The organism is Acinetobacter guillouiae (assembly GCF_002370525.2).
GTDB lineage: Bacteria > Pseudomonadota > Gammaproteobacteria > Pseudomonadales > Moraxellaceae > Acinetobacter > Acinetobacter guillouiae.
Map to the genome: position 1 here is coordinate 66,392 of NZ_AP014630.1, position 26,280 is coordinate 92,671.

The following is a 26,280-nucleotide window of genomic DNA, read 5'->3' on the forward strand; positions in this document are numbered from 1 at the left end:
CCATTTGGTCAAATAATTAAATAATGTTAGTGCATAAAATCAAAGTATTAAAAAAAATTGCGTGTGAAAATTAAAAAAAATTGTGATTTTGCGATTGGTCAAAAAAAGTTATTGGTGTTTTATAATATGTGAATTGTTTCGCATTTTTATAAAAAGCGAGGAGAATGGTAGATCGCATTCTCCCCACTTTAGAATTAAAAATAATTTTTATATGGTGTGGTTAACCCGTATTACGTAAACCTGCCGCAATACCAGCAATACTGACCATCAGTGCATGATCTACAGGGGTATGCTCCGCCTGACATTCAGCCAAGTATGCACGACGACGTTTCATCAATTCGGCTTGCAATAAATGCAAGGGTAATAAATACGGCTTACGTACTTTCATGGCTTGATCAAGCACATCATTGGAACTTAACAGCTGTGATTCACCTTTCATCGCCAACAGGGTTTGTACTGCATCATGTAAGCGTTGGCGTAATTCAGCACCGAGTACTTTTAAGTCTTCATCATCGGTAAGATGAGATTCATAATACAATGCAATATTTGAGTCGGCTTTAGAGAGAACCATTTCCAACATATCAATTAAGGTTTGGAAATAAGGCCATTCCGTTAACATTTCATCCAATACTGCTTTTTGACCTTGATCAATCACTTGGTTGATCGCTGCGCCAGTACCCAGCCAAGCAGGAAGCATTAAACGAATTTGGGTCCAGGCAAAAACCCAAGGAATGGCACGTAAAGATTCGATCCCACCACTGACTTTACGCTTTGCAGGGCGTGAACCAAGCGGCAGCATTTGTAACTCAAGCTCAGGGGTGACGGTGCGTAAATATTTAACAAAATGAGGATTTTCACGCACGGTCTGACGATACACCTGAACAGATAAATCCGTCATGCTGTGCATCAAATCTCGCCATGCTTGTTTTGGCACAGGGGGGGGTAATAATGTCGCTTCTAAGGTTGCAGCAGCATAAATTTCCAAATTTTGTAAGGCAATTTCTTCTAGACCAAATTTAAAGCGAATCATTTCACCTTGTTCAGTTACACGGATTGCACCTGAAATTGAGCCCGGCGGTTGAGAAAATAATGCTTGTTGGGTTGGTGCACCACCGCGACTGATTGAACCGCCACGACCATGAAACAAAGTCAGTTGAACGCCGTGTTGTTTGGCAATTGCCGTCAGCTCTTCTTGCGCACGATACTGGGCCCAGTTTGCGGACATAAAGCCAGCATCTTTGGCCGAGTCCGAATAGCCAATCATGACTTCGTGCTTAGCTTGGATATGCTGTTTATACCAGTGCATATTGAACAGGGTACTCATGGTACTTGCAGCACCATCCAAGTCTTTTAAGGTTTCAAATAAAGGAACAACACGTAATGGATGCTCAATTCCCGCTTCTTTTTGTAGTAAAAGTACCGCCAAAACATCACTCGGATATTCCGCCATTGAAATGATATAAGCACCTAAGCTTTCTTTGGGTTGTTCAGCCAAAGTACGCATGGTTGCAAAGACTTCTTGAACATCTGGGTTTTCAATCAGACTACCTGAAGGCTCATTTAAATGTTTAGGCAATAACGGGCGTTTGCTTTGTAATTCTTGCAATAAGAAATTTTGACGCGCTTGTTCTGTCCATGTCTCAAAATTACCCAAACCGAGATATTCGGTAATTGCTGAGATAGCTTGGCGATGACGACCAGACTCTTGACGAATATCCAGTTTAAGCAATTCAATACCAAAACAATTTACCCGATAGATAAAGTCGAGCAATTTACCATTGGCAATCTCAGGTAAATTACATGCCATCAGTGAACGATAGCAAAGTAATAACGGTTGTAATAATTCATCTTTATGGCGAATGATTAAACTGCGATCTACATCTGAATGCTGACCACGTAATTTATCTGCCAACCATTGACGGGTTGCTTTGAGGCGTTCACGGGTCGCACGCAAATATTCGCGGTAAGGTTCAGGATGGCTATAACCCAAAGCTTGAAGTAGCTCATTGGAATAGGCTTCAATCGAGAGTTCCCAACGAAGATCTTCAATATCACGCACGTAAAGGTCAGCCGCTTTCCAGCGTGACAACCACAAAACTTCTTGAGTAATGTTATGGGTGACATTCGGATTACCATCACGGTCACCCCCCATCCAAGATGCAAAACGAATTGGAGAAATATCCAAAGGCAAAGCTTTTGCACAATTGTCCTGAACGAGATCATCCAATTCACGGATAAATTTTGGAACCGCATTCCATAAGGTCTGTTCAATCGTGGTAAAACCCCATTTTGCTTCATCTATCGGGGTTGGGCGATGCTGACGGATTTCGTCAGTTTGCCATGCGGAACAGATCAGTTGTTTTAAATCGGTTAACACATCTGCACGTTGCTTAGGTGTCAGTTTTTGCTGATCAAAAGTAGACAGGCAATGATTAATGCCATCATATTTTTGGATTAAAGTACGACGACTGACTTCGGTTGGATGCGCCGTAAGAACCAATTCAATTTTTAATTCACAAATTTGTTTATAGAGCGTTTCTGCTGAAATTTGTTGATCTTTGAATTTGCTAAATAAATGATCCAGCACATTGGGTGATGGTGAGTTTTCATCGCACTCACTTTGTCGACGACTACGCACAACGTGATATTGTTCAGCAATATTGGCAAAATTTAGAAAGTGTGAAAAGGCGCGAGTGAGTGGCAGAATCTCATCATCTTTTAAATTTAAAAATAATTGTTCAAGTTGTTTTTCTGCTTCAATTTGACCATCTCGAGCGCCTTTACCTAAAGCCCGAATTTGTTCAATTTGATTAAACAAATCTTGTCCTGCATGTTCCTTTAGCGTTTCGCCTAAAAGGTTTCCGAGTAAGCGTACATCTTCACGCAGCGGAGCATCAATTTGTTGAACCATTTGTTACTCTCCAGTTCTTGTTATCTCGAATATAACGTGATTCCACCACAATCCAAGTGACTCCCTACAAAAGTATGTAAATGACTGTGCAAGAAGTCGACTTTGACTTAATTTTAATTTGGATATTTAGCTTTAGTTTTTGCCCTTTTGATATCAACAAGCCTATGCGATATGCATTGAGTATGCCTTAAACAACAATTGGGCATTATTTTGTTTTTAAATAATTTCAGTTGGCTTTATATTTCATCATAAATAAATCAATACTTTCGGTGATGATTTGTTGTTTTTCATCTTCCGTAGGAATTGGGCGGATCCCCAATAAAACCTCGTGGTGTCGAACACCCAATAATAATGACAGAATCAGGTTGATTTGTTTTTCAATGTTATCTGCTTGAATAAATTTAAGCGTTCCCGCTTGTTGGAAAAAATCTTGCCAGACTGCACACATTCTTTGATGGGAAGAATTATAAAACTGTAAAGCCAAAGGATTTTTCTCTGCGGCAAGTTCTAACAACAAATGCTCAAGTTTAATGGCTTCAGGTAGGCTAATGACAGTGAGTGCCAACTCGCACGCCTGAAAAAAATGCGCATAAAAATCACTTTGAAGATTAAGTCGTAATGGTCGAGCATCGATAGACGCTTCACAGGTTGCTTCAATGGCACAGCAAAATAAAGTTTCTTTATCTTGAAAATGGTTATATACCGTCAGCTTTGTGACGCCTGCTTCTTTGGCAATTTGGTTCATGCTTGAACCATGATAACCCAATTTTAGAAAGAGCTTTTTGGCGGCTTCCAAAATGTGTTTCCGTTTTTCTAAGTCCTTTGGACGTCCAGCGGTTGTTTGCACAATAATTTCCAAAAAAAAATAGGTTAATTACTCTATACACGATTCACAATTACTGTACCATGCAGTATATTAATTAAAAAATGAGCAAATAAATATACTCATTCTATTTTGCCCGAAAAAATGCATTTGATTAAGAGCCTTGCCTATGCGTAGTTTAAATTTAATGATCACGAGCCTATTGGTATTGTGTAGTGTAACAATAGTGGGGTGTAGCAAACCAGCACCTGAAGCGGAACAAATTCCCTTGGTGATGGTCACCCAGCCTGCAACATCACATGAAGATCAAAAAAGTTATGCGGGGGATGTTCAGGCCCGACAGCAAACAGCATTGGCATTCCGTGTCGGGGGACAAATTACAGAACGCTATGTCGATGTTGGGGCTCGTGTCAAAGTTGGGCAAGTCTTAGCAAAGCTTGATGTGAAAGATGCCCAGCTACAGTTGAACTCAGCCAAAGCACAACTTGAAAGTGCGCAATCTGCGGCCAAGGCTGCAGCAGATGAATTTAAACGCTTTCAGCAGCTCTTACCGATCAATGCTGTGAGTCGCTCACAATATGATTCAGTCAAAAATCAATATGATGCTGCTCAGGCAAGTTTAAAACAAGCGCAATCTAATTATGATGTGAGCGCCAATCAAACGGGTTATAACCAATTGATTGCCAATAAAAATGGGGTGATTACCCAACGTAATATTGAAACTGGGCAAGTGATTTCAGCAGGGCAGGCGGCGTACCAACTGGCGATTGATGGTGATCGTGAAGTGGTGATAGGTGTACCTGAACAAGCCATTGCAGAGATTAAAGTCGGTCAAAATGCATGGGTGACTTTATGGTCTAAACCTCAAGATCGATTTGCTGCCTATGTTCGAGAAATTTCTCCAGCAGCCGATCAATCACGTACATTTATGGTTAAAGTGGCTTTAAAAGAAGGGCAGTCTGCAATTCAACTTGGGCAAAGTGCGCGGGTATTCTTTAATCAAAATATTCAAAATGTATTGAGTGTGCCTTTATCTAGCGTCTCAGCAAATAATAATCAAGCCTATATTTGGGTGGTGAATCCAGACCAAACGATTGCTAAAGTTTCAGTGACTCTGGGCAGCTATGGTCGTGACAGTGTTACTGTCGTGAAAGGGTTAAATCCTGGACAATGGGTGGTTGTAGGAGGGGTACATTTACTTCGTGAAAAGCAAAAAATAAAACCGGTAGACCGTGAAAATCGTGCTGTAACTGTTCAAAAAGGAGCATGATCATGAGTCCATTTAATTCCTTTAACTTGTCAGAATGGGCACTCAAAAATAAAGGATTAGTACTTTATTTTATGATCCTATTGGGTATTGTCGGGCTATTTTCCTATTCAAAACTCTCTCAGAGTGAAGATCCACCCTTTACTTTTAAAGTCATGGTAGTACAAACCTATTGGCCTGGTGCAACAGCTCAAGAGGTTTCTTTACAAGTTACCGATAAAATTGAAAAAGAACTGATGAGCACAGGGCTCTATGACAAGATTATGGCTTACTCGCGTCCGGGTGAGTCTATGGTCATGTTTATGGCAAAAGACTCATTAAAGTCTAACCAAATTCCAGATGTTTGGTATCAAGTGCGTAAAAAAGTAGGCGATATCAAAACACAGTTACCTTCTGGTGTTCAGGGGCCGTTCTTTAATGATGAATTTGGTGACACCTTCGGGAATATCTATGTCTTAACAGGTAAAGATTTTGATTATGCAACGTTAAAAGAATATGCAGATCGTTTACAGCTTCGCTTACAACGGGTAAAAGATGTCAGTAAAGTCAATCTGGTGGGTCTACAAGATCAAAAAATCTGGATTGAGCTTTCCAACACCAAAGCTGTGCAAATGGGCGTACCAGTTACTGCAATCCAAGAAGCCTTGGCAAAGCAAAACAGTGTGACCAGTGCAGGCTTTTTTGAAACAGGCACTGACCGTATTCAAGTGCGAGTCAGTGGTGCTTTAAAAAGTGTCGATGATTTGAAAAAAATGCCCTTGTTGGTGGGAAATCGAACCATTCAACTGGGCGATGTTGCTGACGTTTATCGTGGATTTAGTGAGCCAGCACAACCTCGCATGCGTTTTATGGGCGAGAATGGAATTGGTTTAGCGGTTTCTATGCGTAAAGGTGGTGACATCATCGCACTGGGCAAAAACCTAGAAACGGAATTTAAAACCTTACAAAAATCACTGCCTTTAGGTATGGAACTGAAAAAAGTTTCAGATCAGCCTGTGGCTGTTCAACGCAGTATTCATGAATTTGTCAAAGTTCTTGCAGAAGCAGTCATTATTGTTTTATTGGTGAGCTTTTTTTCGCTGGGTTTCCGTACAGGTTTGGTGGTGGCATTTTCGATTCCACTGGTGCTTGCGATGACTTTTGCAGGCATGAATTTATTTGATGTTGGCTTGCATAAGATTTCTCTAGGAGCCTTGATTCTGGCCTTAGGGTTATTGGTCGATGATGCCATCATTGCCGTCGAAATGATGACCATCAAAATGGAGCAAGGCTATAGCAGGATGAAGGCAGCTGGTTTTGCATGGACCAGTACCGCATTTCCGATGCTGACAGGAACATTAATTACCGCAGCAGGTTTTTTACCTATTGCTACAGCCGCATCAAGCACAGGGGAATATACCCGTTCAATTTTCCAAGTGGTGACCATTGCCTTAATTGTCTCATGGATTGCTGCTGTGGTTTTCGTTCCTTATCTAGGTGATAAGTTACTTCCAGATTTTAACAAAGTGCCACAAAAAGCACCGTGGTATCAGCGTCTTCTCGCAAGATTACGTAAGCAACCAGAACCTCAGCCCGTGATTCATCATACTGGTGAGCATTTTGATCCATATCAATCTAAATTTTATCAAAGCTTTAGAAAATTGGTGAACTGGTGTGTGACTTATAGAAAAACCGTCATTTCAATTACGGTTGGGGTTTTTGTTCTGTCTGTGGTGATGTTTAAGTTTGTACCCCAACAATTTTTCCCGTCTTCAAACCGTGCTGAAATTTTGGTCGATTTAAAATTGGAAGAAGGTGCATCACTGACTGCAACTGAAGATGCGGTGAAGAAAGTCGAGGCATTTTTATCCAAGCAAAAGGGCATTGATAATTATGTTGCTTATGTAGGAACAGGTACACCACGTTTCTATCTGCCTTTAGATCAACAGATGCCACAAGCCAGTTTTGCACAATTTGTGGTTTTAGCATCGTCATTGGATGATCGTGATGAAATTCGTAAATCCTTAGATACCCAAATTCGCCAATTATTGCCGCAGGTACGTATCCGTGTCTCTTTATTAGAAAATGGTCCTCCAGTCGGCTATCCATTGCAATTTCGTGTATCGGGTGAAGATATTGCAATTGTTCGTCAGGAGGCGCAAAAAGTTGCTCAACTGGTGGGTGAAAATCCAAATACCGCAAATGTTCATTTGGACTGGGGTGAGCAAAGTAAAATTATTTCGTTGGTGATTGATCAAGACCGTGCCCGTCAAATGGGTGTGACTTCAGAAGATTTGGCGAATTTTTTAAACAGTTCAATATCGGGTGCAATTATCAATCAATATCGTGAAAAACGTGAGCTGATTGATGTTCGTATCCGCGGTGATCAGGCTGAGCGTGTCAATGTTGAAGCATTATCCAGTCTTGCTGTTCCGACAAGTAAAGGCACCACCGTACCTTTGGCGCAAATCGCTACACTTCAATATAAATTTGAAGATGGTTTGATTTGGCACCGCAATCGTTTACCGACCATTACTGTACGTGCAGATATTCGGACCAAGTTACAGCCTGCAACCGTGGTCAATGAGCTGGCTGAAAAAATGGATCAGCTTCGTACAACCTTACCAAGTGGTTATTTGCTAGAAGTTGGTGGCGCGGTAGAGGAGTCGGCAAAAGGGCAAACTTCTGTAAATGCAGGTATGCCATTATTCCTTGCGGTGGTATTTACTTTGCTGATGCTGCAGTTAAAGAGTATTTCGCGGTCATTCATTGTATTTTTGACAGCGCCGTTAGGTTTAATTGGGGTGGTGTTATTCCTACTCTTATTCAATAAGCCTTTTGGTTTTGTGGCGATGCTGGGCACCATTGCATTATCTGGAATGATTATGCGTAACTCACTGATTCTGATTGATCAGATCGAACAAGATATTCGAGCTGGGCAGAATCAATGGGATGCAATTTTGGATGCTACAGTTCGTCGATTCCGTCCCATTATTCTCACCGCCTTGGCAGCGGTATTGGCCATGATTCCGCTTTCTCGGAGTATTTTCTTTGGACCAATGGCAGTGGCTATTATGGGTGGTTTAATTATTGCGACACTTTTAACGTTATTTTTCTTACCAGCGTTGTATGCGACTTGGTTTAAGATTAAAAAAACTACAGAAAATACATAAATTGTTGAGAATATTAGGTGCGAAAAATTGAAAACTTCAATATAGTAGCACTTAATCTTTAACAGAAAATAACATAGGAAATTTTATTGCATAATAAGTAAATCGGTATGCAATAAATTTGAGGTCAAAAACACCCATGGGGCAAACAAATCCAGAACAGCATCGTAAATTTATTACGAGCTCTTATTTGTTTATGTTTCTTGCATTGTTTACGGTGATTACAGCCGTGTTGGCGTATTGGTTAGCACGTAAAGTAGCAGTGGCAGATAATGCAGAGGTATGGATACATGCGCAAGCGTTGTGGATTATGCGCAATGCTCTCATTTTTTTGATTTTGGCAGCCTTTGCTGCGCTATGGTTTATTCCGTTAATCTTTTTCTATTGGGACAGTTTCATTTGGGTAAAAGCGTGCACTGTGGCTGGTGTGGTATTTAGTGCCATTGCGTGGTTATATTTACTCAATACATGGCTCAAAGGTTTTACTAAATATTTACAGAAAAAAGCTGTTTTTTAAAAAAAACCACATTTCACGCTTGTAAAAAATAACATCGCCCCCAATTTACTCTGCATAGAAGTATTATCAAATTTTGTGGAGCATCGCCAATCATGGCTAAACGTGATTATTATGAGGTTTTAGGTGTTGCTAAAACCGCTAGTGATGATGAAATTAAAAAAGCCTACCGTAAGTTGGCGATGAAGTATCATCCAGATCGTAATCCTGACAACTCAGAAGCTGAAGAAAAGTTTAAAGAATGTGCGGAAGCATATGAAATTCTTTCTGATGGTGAAAAACGTAGCATGTACGACCGTATGGGTCATAACGCCTTTGAAGGTGGTATGGGCGGCGGTGGCTTTGGTGGTGGTTTTAGCGCCGAAGACATTTTCAGTCAATTTGGTGACATCTTTGGTGGCGCTTTTGGCGGAGGTGGCCGTGGTCAGCAACGTGCGCGTCGTGGTTCCGACCTGCGTTATGTCATGGAATTAACACTCGAAGAAGCGGTGAGAGGCGTTAAGAAAACTATTACCTTTACTGCACCAGCACCTTGTGATGTGTGTGATGGTAAAGGTTCAAAAAATCCAAATGATGTAGAAACCTGTAAGACTTGCCATGGTGCAGGTCAAGTGCGTATGCAACAGGGCTTCTTCTCTGTTCAGCAGACATGTAGTACCTGTCGTGGACAAGGTAAAATTATTAAAAATCCATGCAGCAAATGTCATGGTTCAGGTGTATCAGATCGTCAGCAGACCCTTGAAGTTACTATTCCTGCAGGTGTTGATAATGGTGACCGCGTTCGCTTAACAGGCAAAGGTGAAGCGATCCGTGATGGTCAATCTGGTGATTTATACGTTGAAGTCGTAGTGCGTGAGCACGATATCTTCCAACGTGATGGTGCAGACTTATATATGGATGTGCCAGTCAGTATCGCAGATGCTGCTTTAGGTAAAGAACTTGAAATTCCAACATTGGATGGTCGAGTCAGTTTGAAAGTGCCTGAAGGTACACAAACGGGTAAAATGTTCCGACTACGTGGTAAAGGGGTAAAACCTGTGCGTAGCAGTATGCAAGGTGACTTACTTTGCCGTATTGTGGTGGAAACACCTGTACATTTGACCAGCCGCCAACGTGAGCTATTGAAAGAACTTCAAGCCACGATGGAAAGTGATGACAATAAATCGTCACCGAAGAAAAAATCTTTCTTCGATCGTTTATTTGACTAATTGAGTATTTAGCAAGCTAAACATTGAATATGTAAAAACGGAGCAACAGATCGTGTTGCTCCGTTTTTTTATTTTGATGCTTGATCCGATGGTGATAAATCAAATTCGTTGTCATCTGGGGCAGCATCTATTGAATTATCATCTTGGGGCAGTATCACCGCGGGATGTGTTGCTGGTGTCGAGGATTCTGATGATGGGGCGGGAGAGGATGTAGGCGTTGTGTCTTCGGCCCAAACGAGTGAAACAGTTGTTGTCATCACCAATCCTATAATGATTTTTTTGAGTTGCATGGTATTTCCTTTGATATTTGCTTTTTATGATTGCGTCCAAGCGCTTTTAGTGTAGCGTATTTTTACTGCTACATCGTTATATTGCAAAACGATGTTTTTCATTATTTAGAAAGACTAGATTTGGTATTTCGTGCCTAGTATCAGCTAAAAAAATGCAAAGTAGCAAACATAGACGAATTATTAACAGACCTTACAGATCTGAAAAATTTAATTTTTATTTTTTAGTTATTTTTAGCTGTAATTTAATACACATTTCAAGCAGTTTTTAGATGATTTAAAAATAATATAACTGTTGATGTTTAGCGATAAAGCCTGATTTTTATAATGATGATTACAATTGAATTGAGCTATTTTAAAAAAAGACAGGTCGAAGATATTGGACATACCCTCAACCGCTGAAAAATAGGTGCTTATTACTCGATGATCGGTGCATCAATATCTTCAACACGAACTTCTGTTTGAGGTTCAGATGCTGTGCTGCTATTGGATTGAACAAGTGTTTTTTCTTCAGTTGTTGCTGATGTTGTTGTCGGCGCTGATTCAGCCCAAACATTTGTCATCATCATGCCGAGTACTAGAGCGAAAGCCATTTTATTCGAATGCATATTGATCTCCTTATAAGCCATATTCTTTTCATTCGTGGCATGTAGTCTGCTGAGGGATTCTTGCATTTTGATGAAATAAATTTGAAAAGTTGTAAATTTTTCAAAGTTTTACCGATATATTTTATAAAATTAATCTATTTATTCGTTCAGGCTATTCCGGACCAATGAGCGCATCAGATCCCAAAGCAAGCAAAAAGATCACAGTATTTTTTATATTGAAACGTCGTCTTAGAACCGAGTTTTGTTATAGTAGAGCCAAATTTTCAAATTCAGATTTAGGAAGATCGTATGTCAGCAGCTCCACGCATTGGTATTGTAGGTGCAGGTGGCCGTATGGGCCGTACATTGATTCAAGCTGTACAACAAGCAGGTTTTCAACTTGCTGCTGCAGTAGAGCGCCCAGAAAGCACATTAATTGGTGCAGATGCAGGAGAGCTTGCAGGAATTGGTGCTGTGGGAATCAAAGTGGTTGGCAACTTGGAAGAGATCCTCAAAGATGTAGATGTGGTAATTGATTTTACTGCGCCTGTTGCAACTGAACATAATTTAAAACTATGCAGTGCTGCTGGTGTTGCAATGGTGATTGGTACAACTGGCTTTTCGGATCAACAAAAAGAGCTGTTAAATCAATCTGCGACTCAGACACCAATTGTTTATGCTGCAAATTATTCAGTAGGTGTGAATGTTTCGATTAAATTACTTGAGTTAGCGGCTAAAGTATTTGGCGATACTGTGGATATTGAAATTATTGAAGCACATCACCGCCATAAAGTAGATGCACCATCAGGTACTGCACTGATGATGGGTGAAGCTGTTGCTGACACATTGGGTCGTGATTTAAAGAAAGTTGCTGTTTATGGTCGTGAAGGTCATACAGGTCCACGTGAACGTGAAACCATTGGTTTCGAAACGATTCGTGGCGGTGATATTGTGGGTGAACATACAGTGATGTTTATTGGCGAAGGTGAGCGTGTGGAAGTGACACACAAAGCCACGAATCGTATGAATTTTGCTGCTGGTGCTGTACGTGCAGCCGCTTGGGTTGTCGGCAAAGATGCAAAAAAATACGATATGAAAGACGTTTTAGGCTTAAATGATATTTAAGCTTAAAATCTGATGCGATAGAATTAAAACAATTAGTCAAATTTTGAACATTAGAAAATGAAAAAAACAGTGATGTTATTTGCTTGTGTAATCAGTGCTTTTGGCCTGACTACACAAGCTGCTTTACCAAGCAATGCCAAATTGAGTTTAAATAAAAATAACATTCAGGTATGGACATACAAGGATGCCAGTAATTCTGTGTTGTCTTATAAAGCTGAAACAACATTAGACGTACCGATTGATCGTGCTGTTGCTTTGGTATTGGATGTCAAAAACTCACCGAAATGGGTCCCCAATGTTGCCAAAGCTGAAGTGTTATCTCGCGATGATAAAAAAGGTGAGTTCAGCATTTATATGGTTTTAGATTTTCCCTTTCCGTTAAAAGATCGCGATATGGTGGTTAAAGGAACCATGTCTAAAGATGCAAATGGCAGTATTTTTATTAAAAATTCTGCGATTCAGCAAGGTAAAGCACTGAATCCTGACTATGTGCGTTTAAAAGATTATTCAGGTGATTGGACCTTTCAAAAACTGGGTGCCAATAAAGTCAAAGTCATTACCTCTGGACACGCCAATCCAGAAGGCTCTATTCCTGCTAGCTTAACCAATATTTTGGTCGAACAGCAGCCTTATCAGATGTTGCAGAAAATGAAAACAGAATTGGCAAAGAATAAACCCTTTGCAGCTTTGCCTGATATTTTAAAATAGACGTTGTTTGATCAATAATCCTGAAGCAGACTCTATTGACGAAACAACGCTATATTCGAAAAAATAATGCTTGGCAGATCTTTCCGCTCATTTAAATATTGAAAGTAACCTTTCTTAAGGTATTGATTTAGAAAGAAAGGTTACTTGCAGTCTTTGTCACGATTGTTAATCGCTAAGCCGAATGGCTATATTGTTGTACAGGTGCTTTATTCATTTTCATTTGAATAAAAACCAGCACTAGCCCTAAAGCTGTGAGTACCGCACCCGCAATAGACACCGCAGCATAATTCATGCCCATACTCAATACTGCGCCACCAGCTGTTGCACCTAAAGCATTGCCTAAATTAAATGCCCCAATATTCACAGAGGACGCCAATCCAGGTGCTTCATGAGCAACAGACATGACACGCATTTGTAAAGGTGGAACCACTGCAAAGGCTGCTGCTCCCCAGACAACTAGTGCCAATGCTGCACCAATTTGAGTTTGAGCCAGTATTGGGAACAGCAACATGCTCACCATCAGTAACAGCAAGAAACTGGTCAATGTTTTGGTCAGTGACAAGTCTGCAAATTTCCCACCTAAGTGATTACCAATTGAAAAACCAATTCCAATCAGTACCAGCATCAAGGTAATAAACATCGGGCTGGCATGGGTGATGTTTTGTAGGCTAGGCGCAATATAGGTATAGAGGGTAAACATTGCACCTGCACTCATCACCGTGGTGAGCAATGCAAGAACCACAGGCAGCCGAGTCAGCACTTTTAATTCTGCTTTGACATCAGGACGTTGACTTGCTTTATCTTCAGGCAAGGCTTTCCATAGTGACAGCATAGTAATCACGCCGAGTAAGGCGATTGCTGCAAATGACATACGCCAGCCAATATTCTGCCCAACCCATGTGGCTAAAGGAACACCACCGATGTTGGCAATAGTGAGGCCCATAAACATGGTGGCAACTGCACTGGCTTGTTTGTCTTTAGGTACGACGCTTGTTGCAACAATGGAACCAATCCCGAAAAACACCCCATGATTGAGACTGGTCAGGATTCGAGCGGCCATTAAGCCCCAATAATTGGGAGCAATTGCAGCAAGAATATTGCCAATGGTAAAAATAATCATGGCTAAAATAAGCGCTTTACGTCGTGGAAACCGTCCAAACCATAAGGTCATAAACGGTGCACCAATCATGACACCGAGTGCATACGCGGTGATCAGCATACCTGCGGTAGGGATTGAAATATTCAAATTTTCTGCAATTTGGGGAAGAAAGCCCATAGGAGAAAATTCTGTTGTTCCTATTGCAAAAGCACCAATCGCCAATGCGAGTAAGGGAAAATTTAATTTCATGAGAAATCTCAAATATACAGCATATTGAAAATGATGGAATGTAACAGTGTTCGGGCAATCATGAGGATGGTCATTTAGTTTTCAGCCGCTATTTTGATGAAGTGACAAAATAAAGCTTCGCAAGAAAAAAATCTTGCGAAGCAATCTAAGTCATGATCAAAAGGGGGTAAAGCCTGTTTCGAAGCCCAGTAAGTAAAACTTAGTACCCCAACTTTGCTAATCAAAGCCTAAGCCAAGATTTGCTCTGCTTTAAATCACTTTTACTCCAGCAGTGAATTAAACATCCCACTGAGGTGCTAAGTTTTCAGGATCAACCTCACGGCCATTACGTTCCAATTGCGCGATTAATTGCATTTCTTCAGCAGATAGCTGAATCTCTTGTGCTTTTAAGTTGGCGATTAAGTTTTCACGTTTAGTGGATGACGGAATGACAGCAAAGCCTTTCTGCAATGCCCATGCCAATGCAATTTGAGCGCTAGAAGCCTGATGCTGTTTGGCAATTTCAGTTAATGTTGGGTCATTTAAAACTTTGCCATATGCCAAGGTCATATAAGAGGTCACATCAATATTTTGTGACTGTAAAAAATCCACTAACTTTGCGTTTTGCAAATAAGGGCTAAGTTCAATTTGGTTGGTGGCAATATTTTCAAGTCCTACAGCAGCAATGGCTTGTTGCGATAAGTCGATATTGAAGTTTGAAATTCCAATATGTTCAGTTAGGCCCAGCTTTTTCGCTTCTAACAGGTTATGCATCATTTCTGCAACAGAAATTCCTAGACTTGGCGCTGGCCAGTGAATCAAGGTTAAGTTGACTGCATCAGTACCCAGTTTCTGCAAGCTCTGTTTAAGACTTGGAATAAGTTTGTCGGCTGGATAATGATCTGTCCATATCTTTGTTGTGATAAACAAATCATCACGATGGATATGGCTTTCTGCAATTGCTTGACCGACTTCTGCTTCGTTGCCATAGATTTGAGCAGTGTCTACAGCACGATAACCAACGTCTAAGGCTGTTTTGACCGAGTCAATCACAGTTTGTCCTGTTAAACGGAAAGTACCGACACCAAATTGAGGAACGATGTTTGTCATGCTGGATTTCACTTTATTTTCTAAGATTGCCTCTATTCTGCTACTTTAATTGTTGCGGAAAAATACAGGAATATGCAAAATATTGTTGACTAGAAATCAACAATAAGCAGAGCGCTGACAGCAATGAAATCTACACTCGAAGAATTACAGGCTTTTATTAATATTGTTGATAGTGGTTCGATTGTTGCAGCAGCAACGCATCTTGAACAAACCACTTCAGGTGTAAGTCGAGCCTTGCAACGACTTGAATCTAAACTGAATGTCACCTTATTAGAGCGGACAACACGTAAACTTAAGTTGACTCAAGAAGGGCAATTATTTTTAGCAAAAGCCCGAAAAATTGTGCATGACCTCAATGAAGCAGAAGATGCTTTATTAAAATCTGACAGTGATACATCTGGGCTGATTCGTGTGGATTCCGCAACACCTTTTGTATTGCATGTGATTGCACCGTTGATGCAAGAGTTTTCTCAGCTGTATCCTGAGATTGAAATAGAGCTAAACAGTAACGATCAGATCATTGATTTATTGGAACATAAAACAGATGTTGCAATACGTTTTGGTGATCTCAATGATTCGAGCTTACATGCGCGTTTGTTGTGTAAAAGCCGATTATATATCGTTGCCAGTCCTGAGTATTTAGCCACACATGGTTATCCAGCAACACCGCAAGATATTTTAAATCATACCCAAATTGGCTTTAGCAAAGTCAGTCGTTTAAATACTTGGCCGATTCGAGTCAATGGGGAAAGGCTTACTGTTAAACCAAAAATCAAAGCATCCAGTGGTGAAACTGTCCGCCAACTGTGTTTACGCGGACATGGAATTGCGAGATTGTCTGAGTTTGAGATTTTAAAAGATTTAAGGCAAGGACGTTTGATCGCTCTATTTGAAGATCAAATAGAGCTTTACGAACAACATATCCATGCGGTGTATTATCAACAGGAACATTTACCAAAGCGTGTCCGTTTATTTATTGAGTTTTTAATGCAAAAGCTGTCAAAGTTTCGATAGTCTTTTGTGGCGGTAAATCTAGACTCAGTAAAGTTTGGCTGCTGGGTTGCTGTGGATTGATCAATTGGATTTCAAAATGATCCGTTTCTGTCTGAAGACATTTGAACTGTAAGTCTTTTTGCACAGGGATATTAATTTTCATGCGCTGATCGCTACTGGCATGGTAGCGGTAGTTTCGGACAGCTGCAGTCTGGTGTAGGGTCGGTTCTAGATGATCAAGTTGATATTCACCTAAACTTTGCGCTTTTAAAAAGCCTTCAATCAAAGATTTACATACAAAATGTTGTTTCTGAGCAGCTTGATTGACCTGCTGCGGCTGACAAGCAGTTAATCCAAAAACAATACTGATTAAAGCGATCGTTCTCATTTTTTTCTCCTTTCAAATCAATTTGTTTGTAAAAATTGGCTGTGAATGAAGCATAAATCTGTTAACTTTATAGATACAGATACAACAAATATTAAAATTTGAGTACAGATATGGCTTTTCAATATCAAACATTAGCACAACAAATTGCACAGAAAATTTATTGTGGTGAGTTGGCCGTTGGGCAACGACTCAGTTCTTTGCGAAAATTTGCAGCATTGCAAAATATTAGTCTGAATACAGCAAAGAGTTGTTATGAATTGCTTGAAGCGCAAGGCTTGATTTACGTCAAAGAAAAGTCTGGCTATTTTGTTCAATCACAGCAAAAAGCCCCACAGATTGCTGTGCCTGACCATCCTGATTTTAAGTCGAGGGCGCGTGAGGTTTCAAATTTGGATTTACAAATTCAAATTCATGAAGCAGCAATCAATAATAAGCTGATCCATTTAGGTTCGATTCAGTTATCACCTAATCTCGTTCCTGTAGAGGCCTTACGCCGTTCAATACAACGTGCTTTAAAGCACAGTAAGCCAGAAGACTTTTTATATAATGACCGCCAAGGGCACCTGCAGTTAAGAGAGGCTTTGTCAGCACATTGGGCTGAAGATGGTTTTTATATTGCCAAAGAAGATATTTATATCAGCAATGGTTGTATGCCGGCATTGTCTGTGATGATTCAAAGTCTTAGCCAAATCGGTGACAGTGTGATTGTGCCCACGCCAAACTATAATGGTCAGTTGCAATTATTGGCGTTGCTCAAACGAAAAATTATTGAAATCCCTGCCAATACCGAAGGTTTTGATCTGGAGCGTTTAGAACAAGAGATGCAAAACTCAGGCGCAAAAGTCTGTTTATTAACCGCCAATTTTCAAAATCCTTTAGGCTTCTGTTTGACGAATGCCGAGAAAGAAAAAATCGCACAGCTGGCAGCGAAGTATCAGTGTTACGTGATTGAAGATGATATTTATGCTGAATGTAGCTTTAATGCCAAACGCCCTTTACCGATTAAATATTGGGATCAACAGGGCTATGTGGTTTATTGCGGATCGGTTTCCAAGTCGTTGTCGACCTCTTATCGGGTCGGTTGGTTCTGTTTGCCACAACGTTTACAGCACTTACATGCCAAGTTGATTTTACAAAATGTTTCGGTCAATACACCATTGCAATTGGGGCTTGCCGATTTGATTTATAGCCGAGCCTATCGTCAGCATTTGAGTGAGTTACGCCCTAAGTTGATGGCTCAAGTTGCACAATATCTACAGTTTATTCAACATGCTTTTTATGGGGTAGAGATTCGTTTAAATCAACCGCAGGGAAGTTATGCCTTGTGGTTACAGTTCCCAGAACAGATTGATAGCTTGGCGTTGTATTACTATGCACAGCAATACAGTATCAATATTGTGCCAGGGATTATTTTTGGTGAGGATCACCGTTATAACAATTGTATTCGCTTAAATGCAGGGCATGAATTGTCTCAGGAAATTCAGGATGCAATTATGTTATTGGCAGATTGGGTAAGAGGTGAATTGTCCGCCAAGAGTGTGGCTTAAACTGATTTGTGAGCAAATGCATACCATGACAGGCTTATTCCATTCACGGTTCTTGATAAACCCTGAATGGATGGTCAGGCTTAAATTAGAAATCCGCTTTTAATACGATACGATAACGGGCTTTTCCAGAGTGAAGTCGCTCCAAAGCCTCATTAATTTTTGACATTGGATAAACTTCAATTTGTGGTGCAATGTTTTTGCGTGCGGCAAATTGTAATAATTGACGTAATGCAAAAGGGGAGCCTGTGGGTGAACCAGTCACTGATTTCGCACCGCCAATCAGAGCACCCGCAGGAATCGGCATCGGTTCGAGGACTAAACCTAGCATATGAATTGTGCCATTTGGCGCCAGTGTATTCAGATATGCTTTCCAGTCCAAACTCACATTTACCGTACAGAGCAATAAATCAAATTTGCCACGTTGCGCTTTTAACGCATTGGCATCGCGACTATTGACCACATGGTCTGCACCCATCGCTTTAAGTTCATCTGTTTTATCCAAACTCGATGTAAATGCGGTGATTTCACAGCCCCACGCTTTGAGTATTTTAATGGCCATATGACCTAAGCCACCAATCCCAATAACACCAACATGGTGAACTGCTTGAATTTGATGTTTTAAAATTGGGTCAAAAACAGTGATACCGCCACACAATAAAGGGCCAGCACTTTCAGGGTTTAAATCTTCAGGAAAAGGAATAATCCACTGCCAACCTGCACGGACCTTATCTGCAAACCCGCCTGCATGACCAACGATAGTTGCAACTGAACCCCCAGTGCAAAGCACTTGTTGACCACTAACACATGGATCACAGTGCTGACAACTTTCCGCAGTCCAGCCGATACCGACACGTTGACCGACTTTTAATCCTTTCGCTTCTGAACCCAGCTGAGTGATGGTACCGATAATTTCATGACCGCCAACCACTGGAAAAACTGAATTTCCCCATTCATTGTTAATCACTGAAACATCGGAATGGCATAAACCGCAATATTCAACTTTGACTTCGACCTGATGAGGCTGTAATTCACCTGCATCAAATTGATAGGGTACAAGTGCTGCACCTGCCTCTAAGGCAGCATAAGCATGAAACGTGTTATTTGACATGTGAATCCTTCCTGTTTGCTCAGTTAAACTTTTAGCGGGATATACAATCATTTTCATGGTCATTGACCATACCCACTGCTTGCATAAAGGCATAGCAAGTGGTTGGACCAACAAATTTAAAACCATTCTTTTTTAACGCTTTGGAAAGCTTTTGACTGGTTTCGGTTTGTGCAGGCGCTAATTTATAATCAGGGACATCATTGAGTTGTACTTGCTGGTCGACGAAATCCCATAACCAGTTCACCATATCAATCTCTTGAGCTTTCATGTTTTGCCATGCAATGGCATTGTCACGAATTGCCGTTAATTTCCCGATATGTCGAATCAGCCCAGCATCCTGACATTTTAGCGCAAGCTCTTGTTCAGTAAAATTGGCGATGGTTTGAATCGGGTGGTTAAAAAATTGGGCGCGATAGCTTTCACGCTTTTTTAAAACAGTAATCCAAGATAAACCTGCTTGTTGCCCCTCTAGGCAAAGCATTTCAAATAAATGCTGTTCATCTCGATTGGATTTACCCCACTCTTGATCATGATATTCAATATAAAGAGGATCATCTGAACACCAACCACAGCGTTTATTTGTCATAAAAGATCTACCATTGTTCTGATTGATTTAAGTTTTAATTGTCTAAAGTTTAAATTCGACCCATTGATCTTGTTTGTTGTCCCAATAGGAAAGTTGCGCATGTTGTAAATCTTTAAAATTTACCCAAATATCTTTACCCGCTTTGTCTGCAAAGCCAGTACTGATCATTAATGCTTCATCGGTGATTTCCATAATCCAGCCTTGATGATTTTGTCCATTGAGGGCAATTTTTTGTTGATTGCCTGATTCTGCAAATTCAACTAAACGCTCAAGCAATGCTTCTGACATGGAATATTCCTAAATTGATTCAATCTAAAATTAACGTAAATAAGGGTAGGGGTTGACTGCACCTTGGCCTTTACCCCTTAAGTATAGTCCATAGTGCAAATGCGGTGCAGTATGTCGTGCATTTCCCGTATTGCCCACATAGCCGATTAACTGACCTTTTTTAACGTAATCACCTTCTTGTAGACCACGTTTGTGATCGTTTAGATGAGCATAATAGTGATAAACACCACCTGGTCCGATGAGCCAAATCACTTTACCCCCCAGATTATTGCTCTTTAAACTGGTAATCACACCTTCAGTACTACTATAAACTTTGGTTCCACGTGAAGCCATGATGTCAATTCCTTCATGTGCTCGCCCAGCACTGCGAGATGCACCCCAAGTATCTGTGAGGTTTTGTGGTTTTACTCCATCTACAGGAATTGCCAATCGGGTTGGCATTGACATTGCTTTTAGGCGGTTAATTTGAGCTTGTGGAAGCTGAGGCTTAGATGAGCTTGGCTTTTTAGGTGCAGTAGTACATGCAGTTAAAATAATGGCAAGCAAGGCCATCAAGCAATATTGGATGCTACGTGACACGAGAAATCCTTTTTTTCAAGTTTCAAAAGGGCAAATTAAAATTGAAATATGCTTCGAATACACGTGTCTGACTATGTCATATTTTTACTGCTGAGATCAATTTTTTCATGGCTGTAGGGATGCCCATTTGTGTAGCTTTTTGTGGTGTTAACCATTCGCCCCCAAGTTCAGCCTGGAGGTATTCTTTTTGGTCTGATTCAACTCGAACAATATGCGCATTTAAAATCCATGTGAAATGGGTAAAACTATGCGAGATTTGGACAGGTTCAACAGTTGAAATAAGTTTTAGACTTTGACAAAGCTGTTGAAACGCGAGCTCATTTTCAAAAATCGGTAAACTCCATAAGCCTCCCCATAAACCACTGTTGGGACGCTGTTCCCATAACCATTGTTGATCTGACTCAATTAATAACACTGTGCCAGTTCTAACAGGAACAGGCTTTTTAGCTTTCTTATAAGGCAGTTCGGTTTCTAGCCCTTGTTGATGGGCTTGGCAATGTTGTTGCATAGGGCAGTATAAGCAGAGTGGCTTTTTGGGCGTGCAAATGGTTGCGCCCAAATCCATAATTGCTTGGGTATAGTCATGGTTGCGTTCAGTTGGGCATAAGCTTTCCGCCAGTTGCCACATGGCTCGTTCATGGATGGGTTTACTCAGGTCATCTTCAATGGCAAAGAAACGGGCCAAAACACGTTTTACATTGCCATCCATAATGACGCCATATTGACGTAAGCCAAGCGACATCAGTGCGCCACCAGTAGAGCGACCAATACCTGAAAGTTCCACCCATTGTTCTAAGCTTTGTGGGAAATGCCCTTGCTGGCTGACCACGCCTGCTGCTTTATGCAAATTGCGTGCACGGGCGTAGTAGCCTAATCCTGCCCAATAGGGGGCAACATCATCCCATGAGGCTTTACCCAAATCATCGACAGTCGGAAAGCGTTGGATAAATTTATCAAAATATTGCAGTACAGTTTTGACTTGTGTTTGTTGCAACATAATCTCAGACACCCAAACTTTGTATGGATCATCAGCCACTTGCCACGGTAAATCATGGCGCCCGTGTTGATCAAACCAAGTCAATAGCGCATCTGAAAATGAAAATTGCGACATAACAATCTAGCGTAAAAATTGGATGCTCAGTATAACCAAGATAAATTTATTGCGGAAAATTATCTTAAACTTGAGCAGTAATCTGCATAAAAAAAGACGCCAAAGCGTCTTTTCAAATGCGTTTATAGCCACAACTTAGTTTTCGTTGATGATACCCCAACGCTTATCCAGTTTAAGCGGTTGGTTTTTATAACGTGGGATAATGTGAATATGGAAATGTTCACTTTGATCTTCACCAAACACATGACCATCATTAAAGGCGATATGGAATCCTTCTGGTTGATGGCGAATCTTAAGCTCGTTACGTGCCAGTTCCAATAAAGAGGAAAGGCTTTTACGTTCTTTCTCTGAAACTTCAAAAAAAGAAGCAATATGGCGCAAAGGAATAATCACTGAATGACCTTTAGACAAAGGGTTATGTTCAGGCAAAATTGCACCAAATTCATTTTTATCAATGATATCAAATTCTTCAAAGTCACAATAAGGACATACTTTTTCAGTCATTTCTAATCCCTCGTTTTGTTGTCTTAATCGACGTAGAACGTATTTTAATTAAGCCAGAGTAGGTTAAGCCAAGGTACGATCTAATAAATCATACATTGCTGCTAATCCGGCTTTTTCTGCTTCGGCGTTATAACCTAGATCTACGCCATTGGCTTTTGCTTTTTCATCTGCTTGTGGGTTACTAAAGCCATGTTTAGCATCTTTGAGGATGATCACTTCAGATTTTACCTGAGCATGCTGCATTTCTTGTTTAAACGATTCGACATCTGCCAAAGACACCATGCTGTCTTTTTCACCATGTAGCACTAACACTTGCGCTTTAAATTTTTCTGCTTCCGCTGCTTTTTGCGCAGATAAATTTGCATGGAAAGTAATCGCAGCTTTTAAGTCAGCACCTGAGCGTGCCAAATCTAATATCACTTTACCACCATAACAGAATCCAATCGCAGCCAAACGCGTTGCATCGACTTCTGGTTGTGCTGCTAAAGCAGCCAAAGCCGCAGCTGAACGTTCAACAATGGTCTGCTCATGTTGGAAGGTTTGCATCATCCACTCATGGGCTTGAGTCGCAACAGCCGTAGTTTTTTTATCGCCATACATATCAATTGCCAGTGCAGCAAAACCATGTTGTGCCAACTCTCGAGCACGTTGTTCAGAATACTCATTTCGGCCCCACCATTCTGGACCAACAATTACACCTGCAACTGGTTGTGCGGATTCAGGCGCAGCAAAATAACCGATTAAAGTTGTTCCATCTTTTGCTTGGTATTGAATTTCACGAGTTTTGATTGCAAGAGCCATCTGTTAATCCTTGTGTATCGGCGAGAATGAGATTGATTAAAGCATAAATATATAAGATTCAAATGACTAAATTTCGAATATTTACAATAGAAATGTGAAAATTTATGAATGAAAAAGGTCGTTTTCAAATGAAAAAGAGAAGAACCAAGGTTCTTCTCTTTCATGAAAATTGATCAGGAAAAGCTAAACTTTTCCTCTCGAAATAAAACCAACAATCGCGAGGATTACTGCGACGACGAGAAGAATGACTGCGAAGTCTTTAGACATTCCCGCAACACCACCAAAACCAAATAAACTTGCGATTAAGGCGATCACAGCGAAAATAATTGCCCAACGAAACATAAGATTCATCTCCATATTTTTGTTATGTATTTTCAGTATAGGCAGAAAAATCTAAGGGACTTGTGAAGTTGTGTTTAAAAAGTGTGATTAATAAAGCAATATGTAAAGGTTTGTTCTGTTTTAAATTTTCTAATTTCTGCTTATATACTGATATAATTATTTCGCCTTAAATGACTTTAATGTTATGCCATGACCTTTGAGATCCGCCCCCAGTTTTGGAAGAATTATACACTGTCTGAGTTAAATCCGACCGAGTGGGAAGCGTTGTGCGATGGTTGTGGGCTGTGCTGTTTGGTAAAATTAGAAGATGATGACACACATGAAATAGCCTATACCAAAGTGTCTTGTAAACTCCTCGATTGTACTACCGCGCAGTGTTCTGACTATCCTAATCGTTTAGATTATGTACCTGACTGTATTCAATTAAGCCCTGAAAAATTAGCCAATATTCATTGGTTGCCTTCAAGTTGTGCTTATCGTCGGGTGAATGAAGGTAAAAATTTACCGGCATGGCACTATCTGATCACAGGCTCAAGAAGCAATGTGATTAAAGCCAGAAAATCTGCTGCTGGGCGCTGTATCTCAGAAACAGAAGTCAATGAAGAAGAAATTGATGAATACATAGTAAGATGGGTGCGGTAAATCATTTGAATCAATTTTGAATTGATAATCATTATCAAATAGTAATATGATAGGCAAACTCTTCAATTTGATGTGTTTTAAAATGTTTGCTTTATCTTGGTTATTCAAAAAAAGTGCATTCTGTGTATGTGTAATCAGCCTGAGTTTCGGTATTCACTCCAATGTTTATGCAAAACCAGATTTGCAAGCTTTAGGGCCAAATATTGCGGAGCAAGGCTCCAGTTACTATCAATTTCAAGTAAAAAATTTTCAATCCGCAGATCAACAACGGCATTATAAAGTTTGGGTCGGTATCCCTAAACACATCAATAAAAATAAGATCTTACCTGCTGTTTATATGTTAGATGGCAACTCTGCTATGGCGCGTTTAGATGAGTCACTGTTAAAAAAACTATCCGAACAAGACAGCCCCGTGTTGGTAGCTATAGGCTATCAAACCCAGTTACCGTTTGAGTCCGCTTCACGGTCTGTAGACTACACACCTGCCGATGAATCTGGGAAAGTGTCGGCTGACCCACGCAATCCTGAACGTATGGCAGGCGGTAGTGCACAATTTAGACAGGTGCTGTTTGAAAAAATTATGCCGTGGGTCAATACGCAAGTAAAACTGGATAAGCAACGTACCGCATTATGGGGACATTCTTATGCTGGTTTATTTGTTTTAGATACCCTTTTAAATAGTCAAAGCACAGATAATAAGTTTTCACACTATTTTTCAGCCAGTCCATCTCTCACATGGGCAGATTCTCGATTACTCAAAGCCGTTGAAAAAGCCCCACCTGAGCAATTAAAAAATAAAAAATTATGGGTGATGGAAGGTGACATTATTCAGTCTACAACTGGACCAATCAGCCCAAATGCAGATCGGGACATGATTCAAAATAACCGTCAATTGGTTTTAGATTTGGCCAGTAAAGGCGTAGATGCAAAATTAATGCTTTATCCACACCTCAGTCATGGTCAAGTATTTCAGGCCTCATTAATGGATGTTTTGCAGAATCGATTATTTTAAAGCTGAAAGTGCAATATTGATGATTTTCCATAGTAGACTAAGGACAGCATTCATCAATTAAAAAAGCAGTATGTCAGACACTCAAATTCCGCTTCCAGAACGTTTACGTCCACGTGATTTGTCTGAAATTATTGGGCAAGATCATTTACTCGGTGTTGCAGCACCACTCCGTCAAATGATTGATCAAGGGCATTTACCCTCGATTATTTTTTGGGGGCCGCCTGGTGTTGGAAAAACCACCATCGCATTGTTATTGGCTCAAGCAGTCGATCGTACATTTATTAGCTTATCTGCCTTAAATACAGGGGTAAAAGAGCTCCGTGAGGTGATTGCTGACAGCGGTGATTTATTAACACCGGTGGTGTTTATTGATGAAATTCATCGTTTTAATAAGTCGCAACAAGATGCCTTATTGAATGCGGTTGAAAAAGGCAAAATTACCCTGATCGGTGCGACCACTGAAAACCCTTCATTTGAAGTCAACAGTGCTTTGCTGTCTCGTTGTCAGGTGTATACCTTAAATGGATTAAGTAATGAGGCGATTCAAGAACTCATTTTACGCGCGATTCAACAAGATAAATTTTTAAAAGACCGCCATATCCAGATTGAAGAATTTGATGCATTGATTCAATTTGCTGCGGGTGATGCACGTAAGGCACTTAATTTAATCGATTTAATTGCCAGTACCTTTGAGTCCGATATTGAAAATATTGTGACCAATGCGATCGTGGTCAAAGTTGCGCAACAGAACATTGCACGCTATGACAAGTCAGGTGAGCAGCATTATGATCTTGTGTCTGCGTTTATTAAATCTATTCGAGGTAGTGATCCTGATGCAACGTTGTATTGGATGGCACGTATGCTTAAAGGCGGTGAAGATCCGGTTTTTATCGCTCGTCGTATGTTGATCGCTGCTTCAGAAGATATTGGTAACTCAAATCCAAATGCCTTGCTTTTAGCGGGCGAATGTTTCCGCTCGGTTCAAGCGATAGGCATGCCTGAGTGTCGAATTATTTTAGGCCAATGCGCAGTTTATCTGGCAACCAGTGCAAAGAGTAACAGCACTTATTTGGCGATCAATAAAGCTTTAGATCTTGCAGAAAAAACGTCTAACCTACCTGTGCCACTCCATTTACGTAATGCACCGACCAAGCTCATGAAACAACAAGGCTATGGTGTGGATTATCTTTATCCTCATAACTACCCTGAAAATTTTGTGCTACAGGAATATTTACCACCTGAATTGAAAGGCACAAAATTATATGAGTCTGCTCGTAATAAGCGTGAAGTTGAAGGTGAGCGTTTACAGCAACGTCGTTGGCAACAAGAACAGCAGCAACAATAGTTGTGAAGTTTATTTGCT

General features: G+C 40.5%; 26 protein-coding genes. 11 read left to right on the top strand and 15 right to left on the bottom strand.

Annotation, left to right across the window (positions count from 1 at the left end; translation table 11 throughout):
* Nucleotides 1-220: 220 nt before the first annotated feature.
* Together ppc and AS4_RS00240 are read right to left on the bottom strand one after the other, a co-directional pair.
* Nucleotides 221-2,911, bottom strand: a complete 2,691-nt coding sequence (gene ppc, locus AS4_RS00235) for a phosphoenolpyruvate carboxylase (protein ID WP_096732458.1) — start codon at nt 2,909-2,911, stop codon at nt 221-223.
* 226 nt (nt 2,912-3,137) lie between these two features.
* Nucleotides 3,138-3,758 carry a TetR/AcrR family transcriptional regulator gene (locus AS4_RS00240; protein WP_096732460.1) on the bottom strand — a complete coding sequence of 207 codons (621 nt, stop codon included), beginning with the start codon at nt 3,756-3,758 and terminating at the stop codon, nt 3,138-3,140.
* Between the two features lie 145 nt (nt 3,759-3,903).
* Here AS4_RS00240 and AS4_RS00245 point away from each other — a divergent pair, with 145 nt between their 5' ends.
* From AS4_RS00245 to dnaJ, 4 genes are all read left to right on the top strand, one after another.
* Nucleotides 3,904-5,004 carry an efflux RND transporter periplasmic adaptor subunit gene (locus tag AS4_RS00245; RefSeq protein WP_004818239.1) on the top strand — a complete coding sequence of 367 codons (1,101 nt, stop codon included), beginning with the start codon at nt 3,904-3,906 and terminating at the stop codon, nt 5,002-5,004.
* Between the two features lie 2 nt (nt 5,005-5,006).
* The gene (locus AS4_RS00250; RefSeq protein WP_096732462.1) at nt 5,007-8,153 is read left to right on the top strand and encodes an efflux RND transporter permease subunit; all 3,147 of its coding nucleotides are present in this window, start codon (nt 5,007-5,009) and stop codon (nt 8,151-8,153) included.
* A gap of 136 nt (nt 8,154-8,289) precedes the next feature.
* Complete coding sequence (locus tag AS4_RS00255) at nt 8,290-8,667, top strand: hypothetical protein (RefSeq protein ID WP_004718846.1); 378 nt, start codon at nt 8,290-8,292, stop codon at nt 8,665-8,667.
* 92 nt (nt 8,668-8,759) lie between these two features.
* The gene (dnaJ, locus tag AS4_RS00260; RefSeq protein ID WP_004718844.1) at nt 8,760-9,872 is read left to right on the top strand and encodes a molecular chaperone DnaJ; all 1,113 of its coding nucleotides are present in this window, start codon (nt 8,760-8,762) and stop codon (nt 9,870-9,872) included.
* A gap of 68 nt (nt 9,873-9,940) precedes the next feature.
* Here the strand turns inward: dnaJ and AS4_RS00265 are convergent, their stop codons facing one another.
* A complete protein-coding gene (locus AS4_RS00265) occupies nt 9,941-10,129 on the bottom strand; it encodes a hypothetical protein (protein ID WP_227548104.1) in 189 nt (62 codons plus the stop codon).
* 446 nt (nt 10,130-10,575) lie between these two features.
* On the bottom strand, nt 10,576-10,767 hold the full coding sequence (locus AS4_RS00270; protein ID WP_096732466.1) for a hypothetical protein: 192 nt from the start codon (nt 10,765-10,767) through the stop codon (nt 10,576-10,578).
* Nucleotides 10,768-11,055: 288 nt separating this feature from the next.
* Here AS4_RS00270 and dapB point away from each other — a divergent pair, with 288 nt between their 5' ends.
* A complete protein-coding gene (dapB, locus tag AS4_RS00275; RefSeq protein WP_004718838.1) occupies nt 11,056-11,871 on the top strand; it encodes a 4-hydroxy-tetrahydrodipicolinate reductase in 816 nt (271 codons plus the stop codon).
* Nucleotides 11,872-11,928: 57 nt separating this feature from the next.
* Complete coding sequence (locus AS4_RS00280) at nt 11,929-12,579, top strand: START domain-containing protein (RefSeq protein WP_096732468.1); 651 nt, start codon at nt 11,929-11,931, stop codon at nt 12,577-12,579.
* A gap of 172 nt (nt 12,580-12,751) precedes the next feature.
* On the opposite strand, the gene AS4_RS00285 is transcribed toward AS4_RS00280, so the two are convergent.
* Nucleotides 12,752-13,927 (bottom strand): MFS transporter, encoded by a 1,176-nt coding sequence (locus AS4_RS00285; RefSeq protein WP_096732471.1) that lies wholly within the window; start codon nt 13,925-13,927, stop codon nt 12,752-12,754.
* Between the two features lie 276 nt (nt 13,928-14,203).
* On the bottom strand, nt 14,204-15,016 hold the full coding sequence (gene dkgB / locus AS4_RS00290; RefSeq protein WP_096732473.1) for a 2,5-didehydrogluconate reductase DkgB: 813 nt from the start codon (nt 15,014-15,016) through the stop codon (nt 14,204-14,206).
* A 123-nt stretch (nt 15,017-15,139) separates the two neighbouring features.
* On the opposite strand from dkgB, the gene AS4_RS00295 reads away from it, so the two are divergent.
* A complete protein-coding gene (locus AS4_RS00295) occupies nt 15,140-16,030 on the top strand; it encodes a LysR family transcriptional regulator (RefSeq protein WP_096732475.1) in 891 nt (296 codons plus the stop codon).
* On the opposite strand, the gene AS4_RS00300 is transcribed toward AS4_RS00295, so the two are convergent.
* Complete coding sequence (locus AS4_RS00300) at nt 15,990-16,397, bottom strand: hypothetical protein (RefSeq protein ID WP_096732477.1); 408 nt, start codon at nt 16,395-16,397, stop codon at nt 15,990-15,992. The genes AS4_RS00295 and AS4_RS00300 overlap by 41 nt on opposite strands.
* A gap of 110 nt (nt 16,398-16,507) precedes the next feature.
* On the opposite strand from AS4_RS00300, the gene AS4_RS00305 reads away from it, so the two are divergent.
* Nucleotides 16,508-17,944 carry an aminotransferase-like domain-containing protein gene (locus AS4_RS00305; RefSeq protein WP_004718828.1) on the top strand — a complete coding sequence of 479 codons (1,437 nt, stop codon included), beginning with the start codon at nt 16,508-16,510 and terminating at the stop codon, nt 17,942-17,944.
* Nucleotides 17,945-18,029: 85 nt separating this feature from the next.
* Here the strand turns inward: AS4_RS00305 and ahr are convergent, their stop codons facing one another.
* The 8 genes from ahr to AS4_RS00345 all read right to left on the bottom strand — a co-directional run bounded on the left by ahr (nt 18,030) and on the right by AS4_RS00345 (nt 23,263).
* Complete coding sequence (gene ahr / locus AS4_RS00310; RefSeq protein ID WP_034614740.1) at nt 18,030-19,052, bottom strand: NADPH-dependent aldehyde reductase Ahr; 1,023 nt, start codon at nt 19,050-19,052, stop codon at nt 18,030-18,032.
* A gap of 31 nt (nt 19,053-19,083) precedes the next feature.
* Nucleotides 19,084-19,638, bottom strand: coding sequence for a DNA-3-methyladenine glycosylase I (locus AS4_RS00315; protein WP_004818255.1), 555 nt, complete (start codon nt 19,636-19,638; stop codon nt 19,084-19,086).
* Nucleotides 19,639-19,680: 42 nt separating this feature from the next.
* Entirely contained in the window at nt 19,681-19,926 is a 246-nt protein-coding gene (locus AS4_RS00320; protein ID WP_056517037.1) for a hypothetical protein, read from the bottom strand.
* 30 nt (nt 19,927-19,956) lie between these two features.
* A complete protein-coding gene (locus tag AS4_RS00325; protein WP_004818257.1) occupies nt 19,957-20,505 on the bottom strand; it encodes a M23 family metallopeptidase in 549 nt (182 codons plus the stop codon).
* Nucleotides 20,506-20,581: 76 nt separating this feature from the next.
* On the bottom strand, nt 20,582-21,616 hold the full coding sequence (gene mutY, locus AS4_RS00330) for an A/G-specific adenine glycosylase (protein WP_004718819.1): 1,035 nt from the start codon (nt 21,614-21,616) through the stop codon (nt 20,582-20,584).
* Between the two features lie 135 nt (nt 21,617-21,751).
* Nucleotides 21,752-22,120 (bottom strand): HIT family protein, encoded by a 369-nt coding sequence (locus tag AS4_RS00335; RefSeq protein ID WP_096732479.1) that lies wholly within the window; start codon nt 22,118-22,120, stop codon nt 21,752-21,754.
* Nucleotides 22,121-22,183: 63 nt separating this feature from the next.
* A complete protein-coding gene (locus AS4_RS00340) occupies nt 22,184-22,921 on the bottom strand; it encodes a dienelactone hydrolase family protein (protein ID WP_096732481.1) in 738 nt (245 codons plus the stop codon).
* Nucleotides 22,922-23,104: 183 nt separating this feature from the next.
* Nucleotides 23,105-23,263 (bottom strand): DUF1328 domain-containing protein, encoded by a 159-nt coding sequence (locus AS4_RS00345; RefSeq protein WP_004718815.1) that lies wholly within the window; start codon nt 23,261-23,263, stop codon nt 23,105-23,107.
* 189 nt (nt 23,264-23,452) lie between these two features.
* On the opposite strand from AS4_RS00345, the gene AS4_RS00350 reads away from it, so the two are divergent.
* From AS4_RS00350 to AS4_RS00360, 3 genes are all read left to right on the top strand, one after another.
* Entirely contained in the window at nt 23,453-23,905 is a 453-nt protein-coding gene (locus tag AS4_RS00350; protein WP_004718814.1) for a YcgN family cysteine cluster protein, read from the top strand.
* An 82-nt stretch (nt 23,906-23,987) separates the two neighbouring features.
* Complete coding sequence (locus AS4_RS00355; protein WP_167468920.1) at nt 23,988-24,917, top strand: alpha/beta hydrolase; 930 nt, start codon at nt 23,988-23,990, stop codon at nt 24,915-24,917.
* A gap of 70 nt (nt 24,918-24,987) precedes the next feature.
* Nucleotides 24,988-26,262, top strand: coding sequence for a replication-associated recombination protein A (locus tag AS4_RS00360; protein ID WP_096732485.1), 1,275 nt, complete (start codon nt 24,988-24,990; stop codon nt 26,260-26,262).
* The last annotated feature ends 18 nt before the right edge of the window (nt 26,263-26,280 follow it).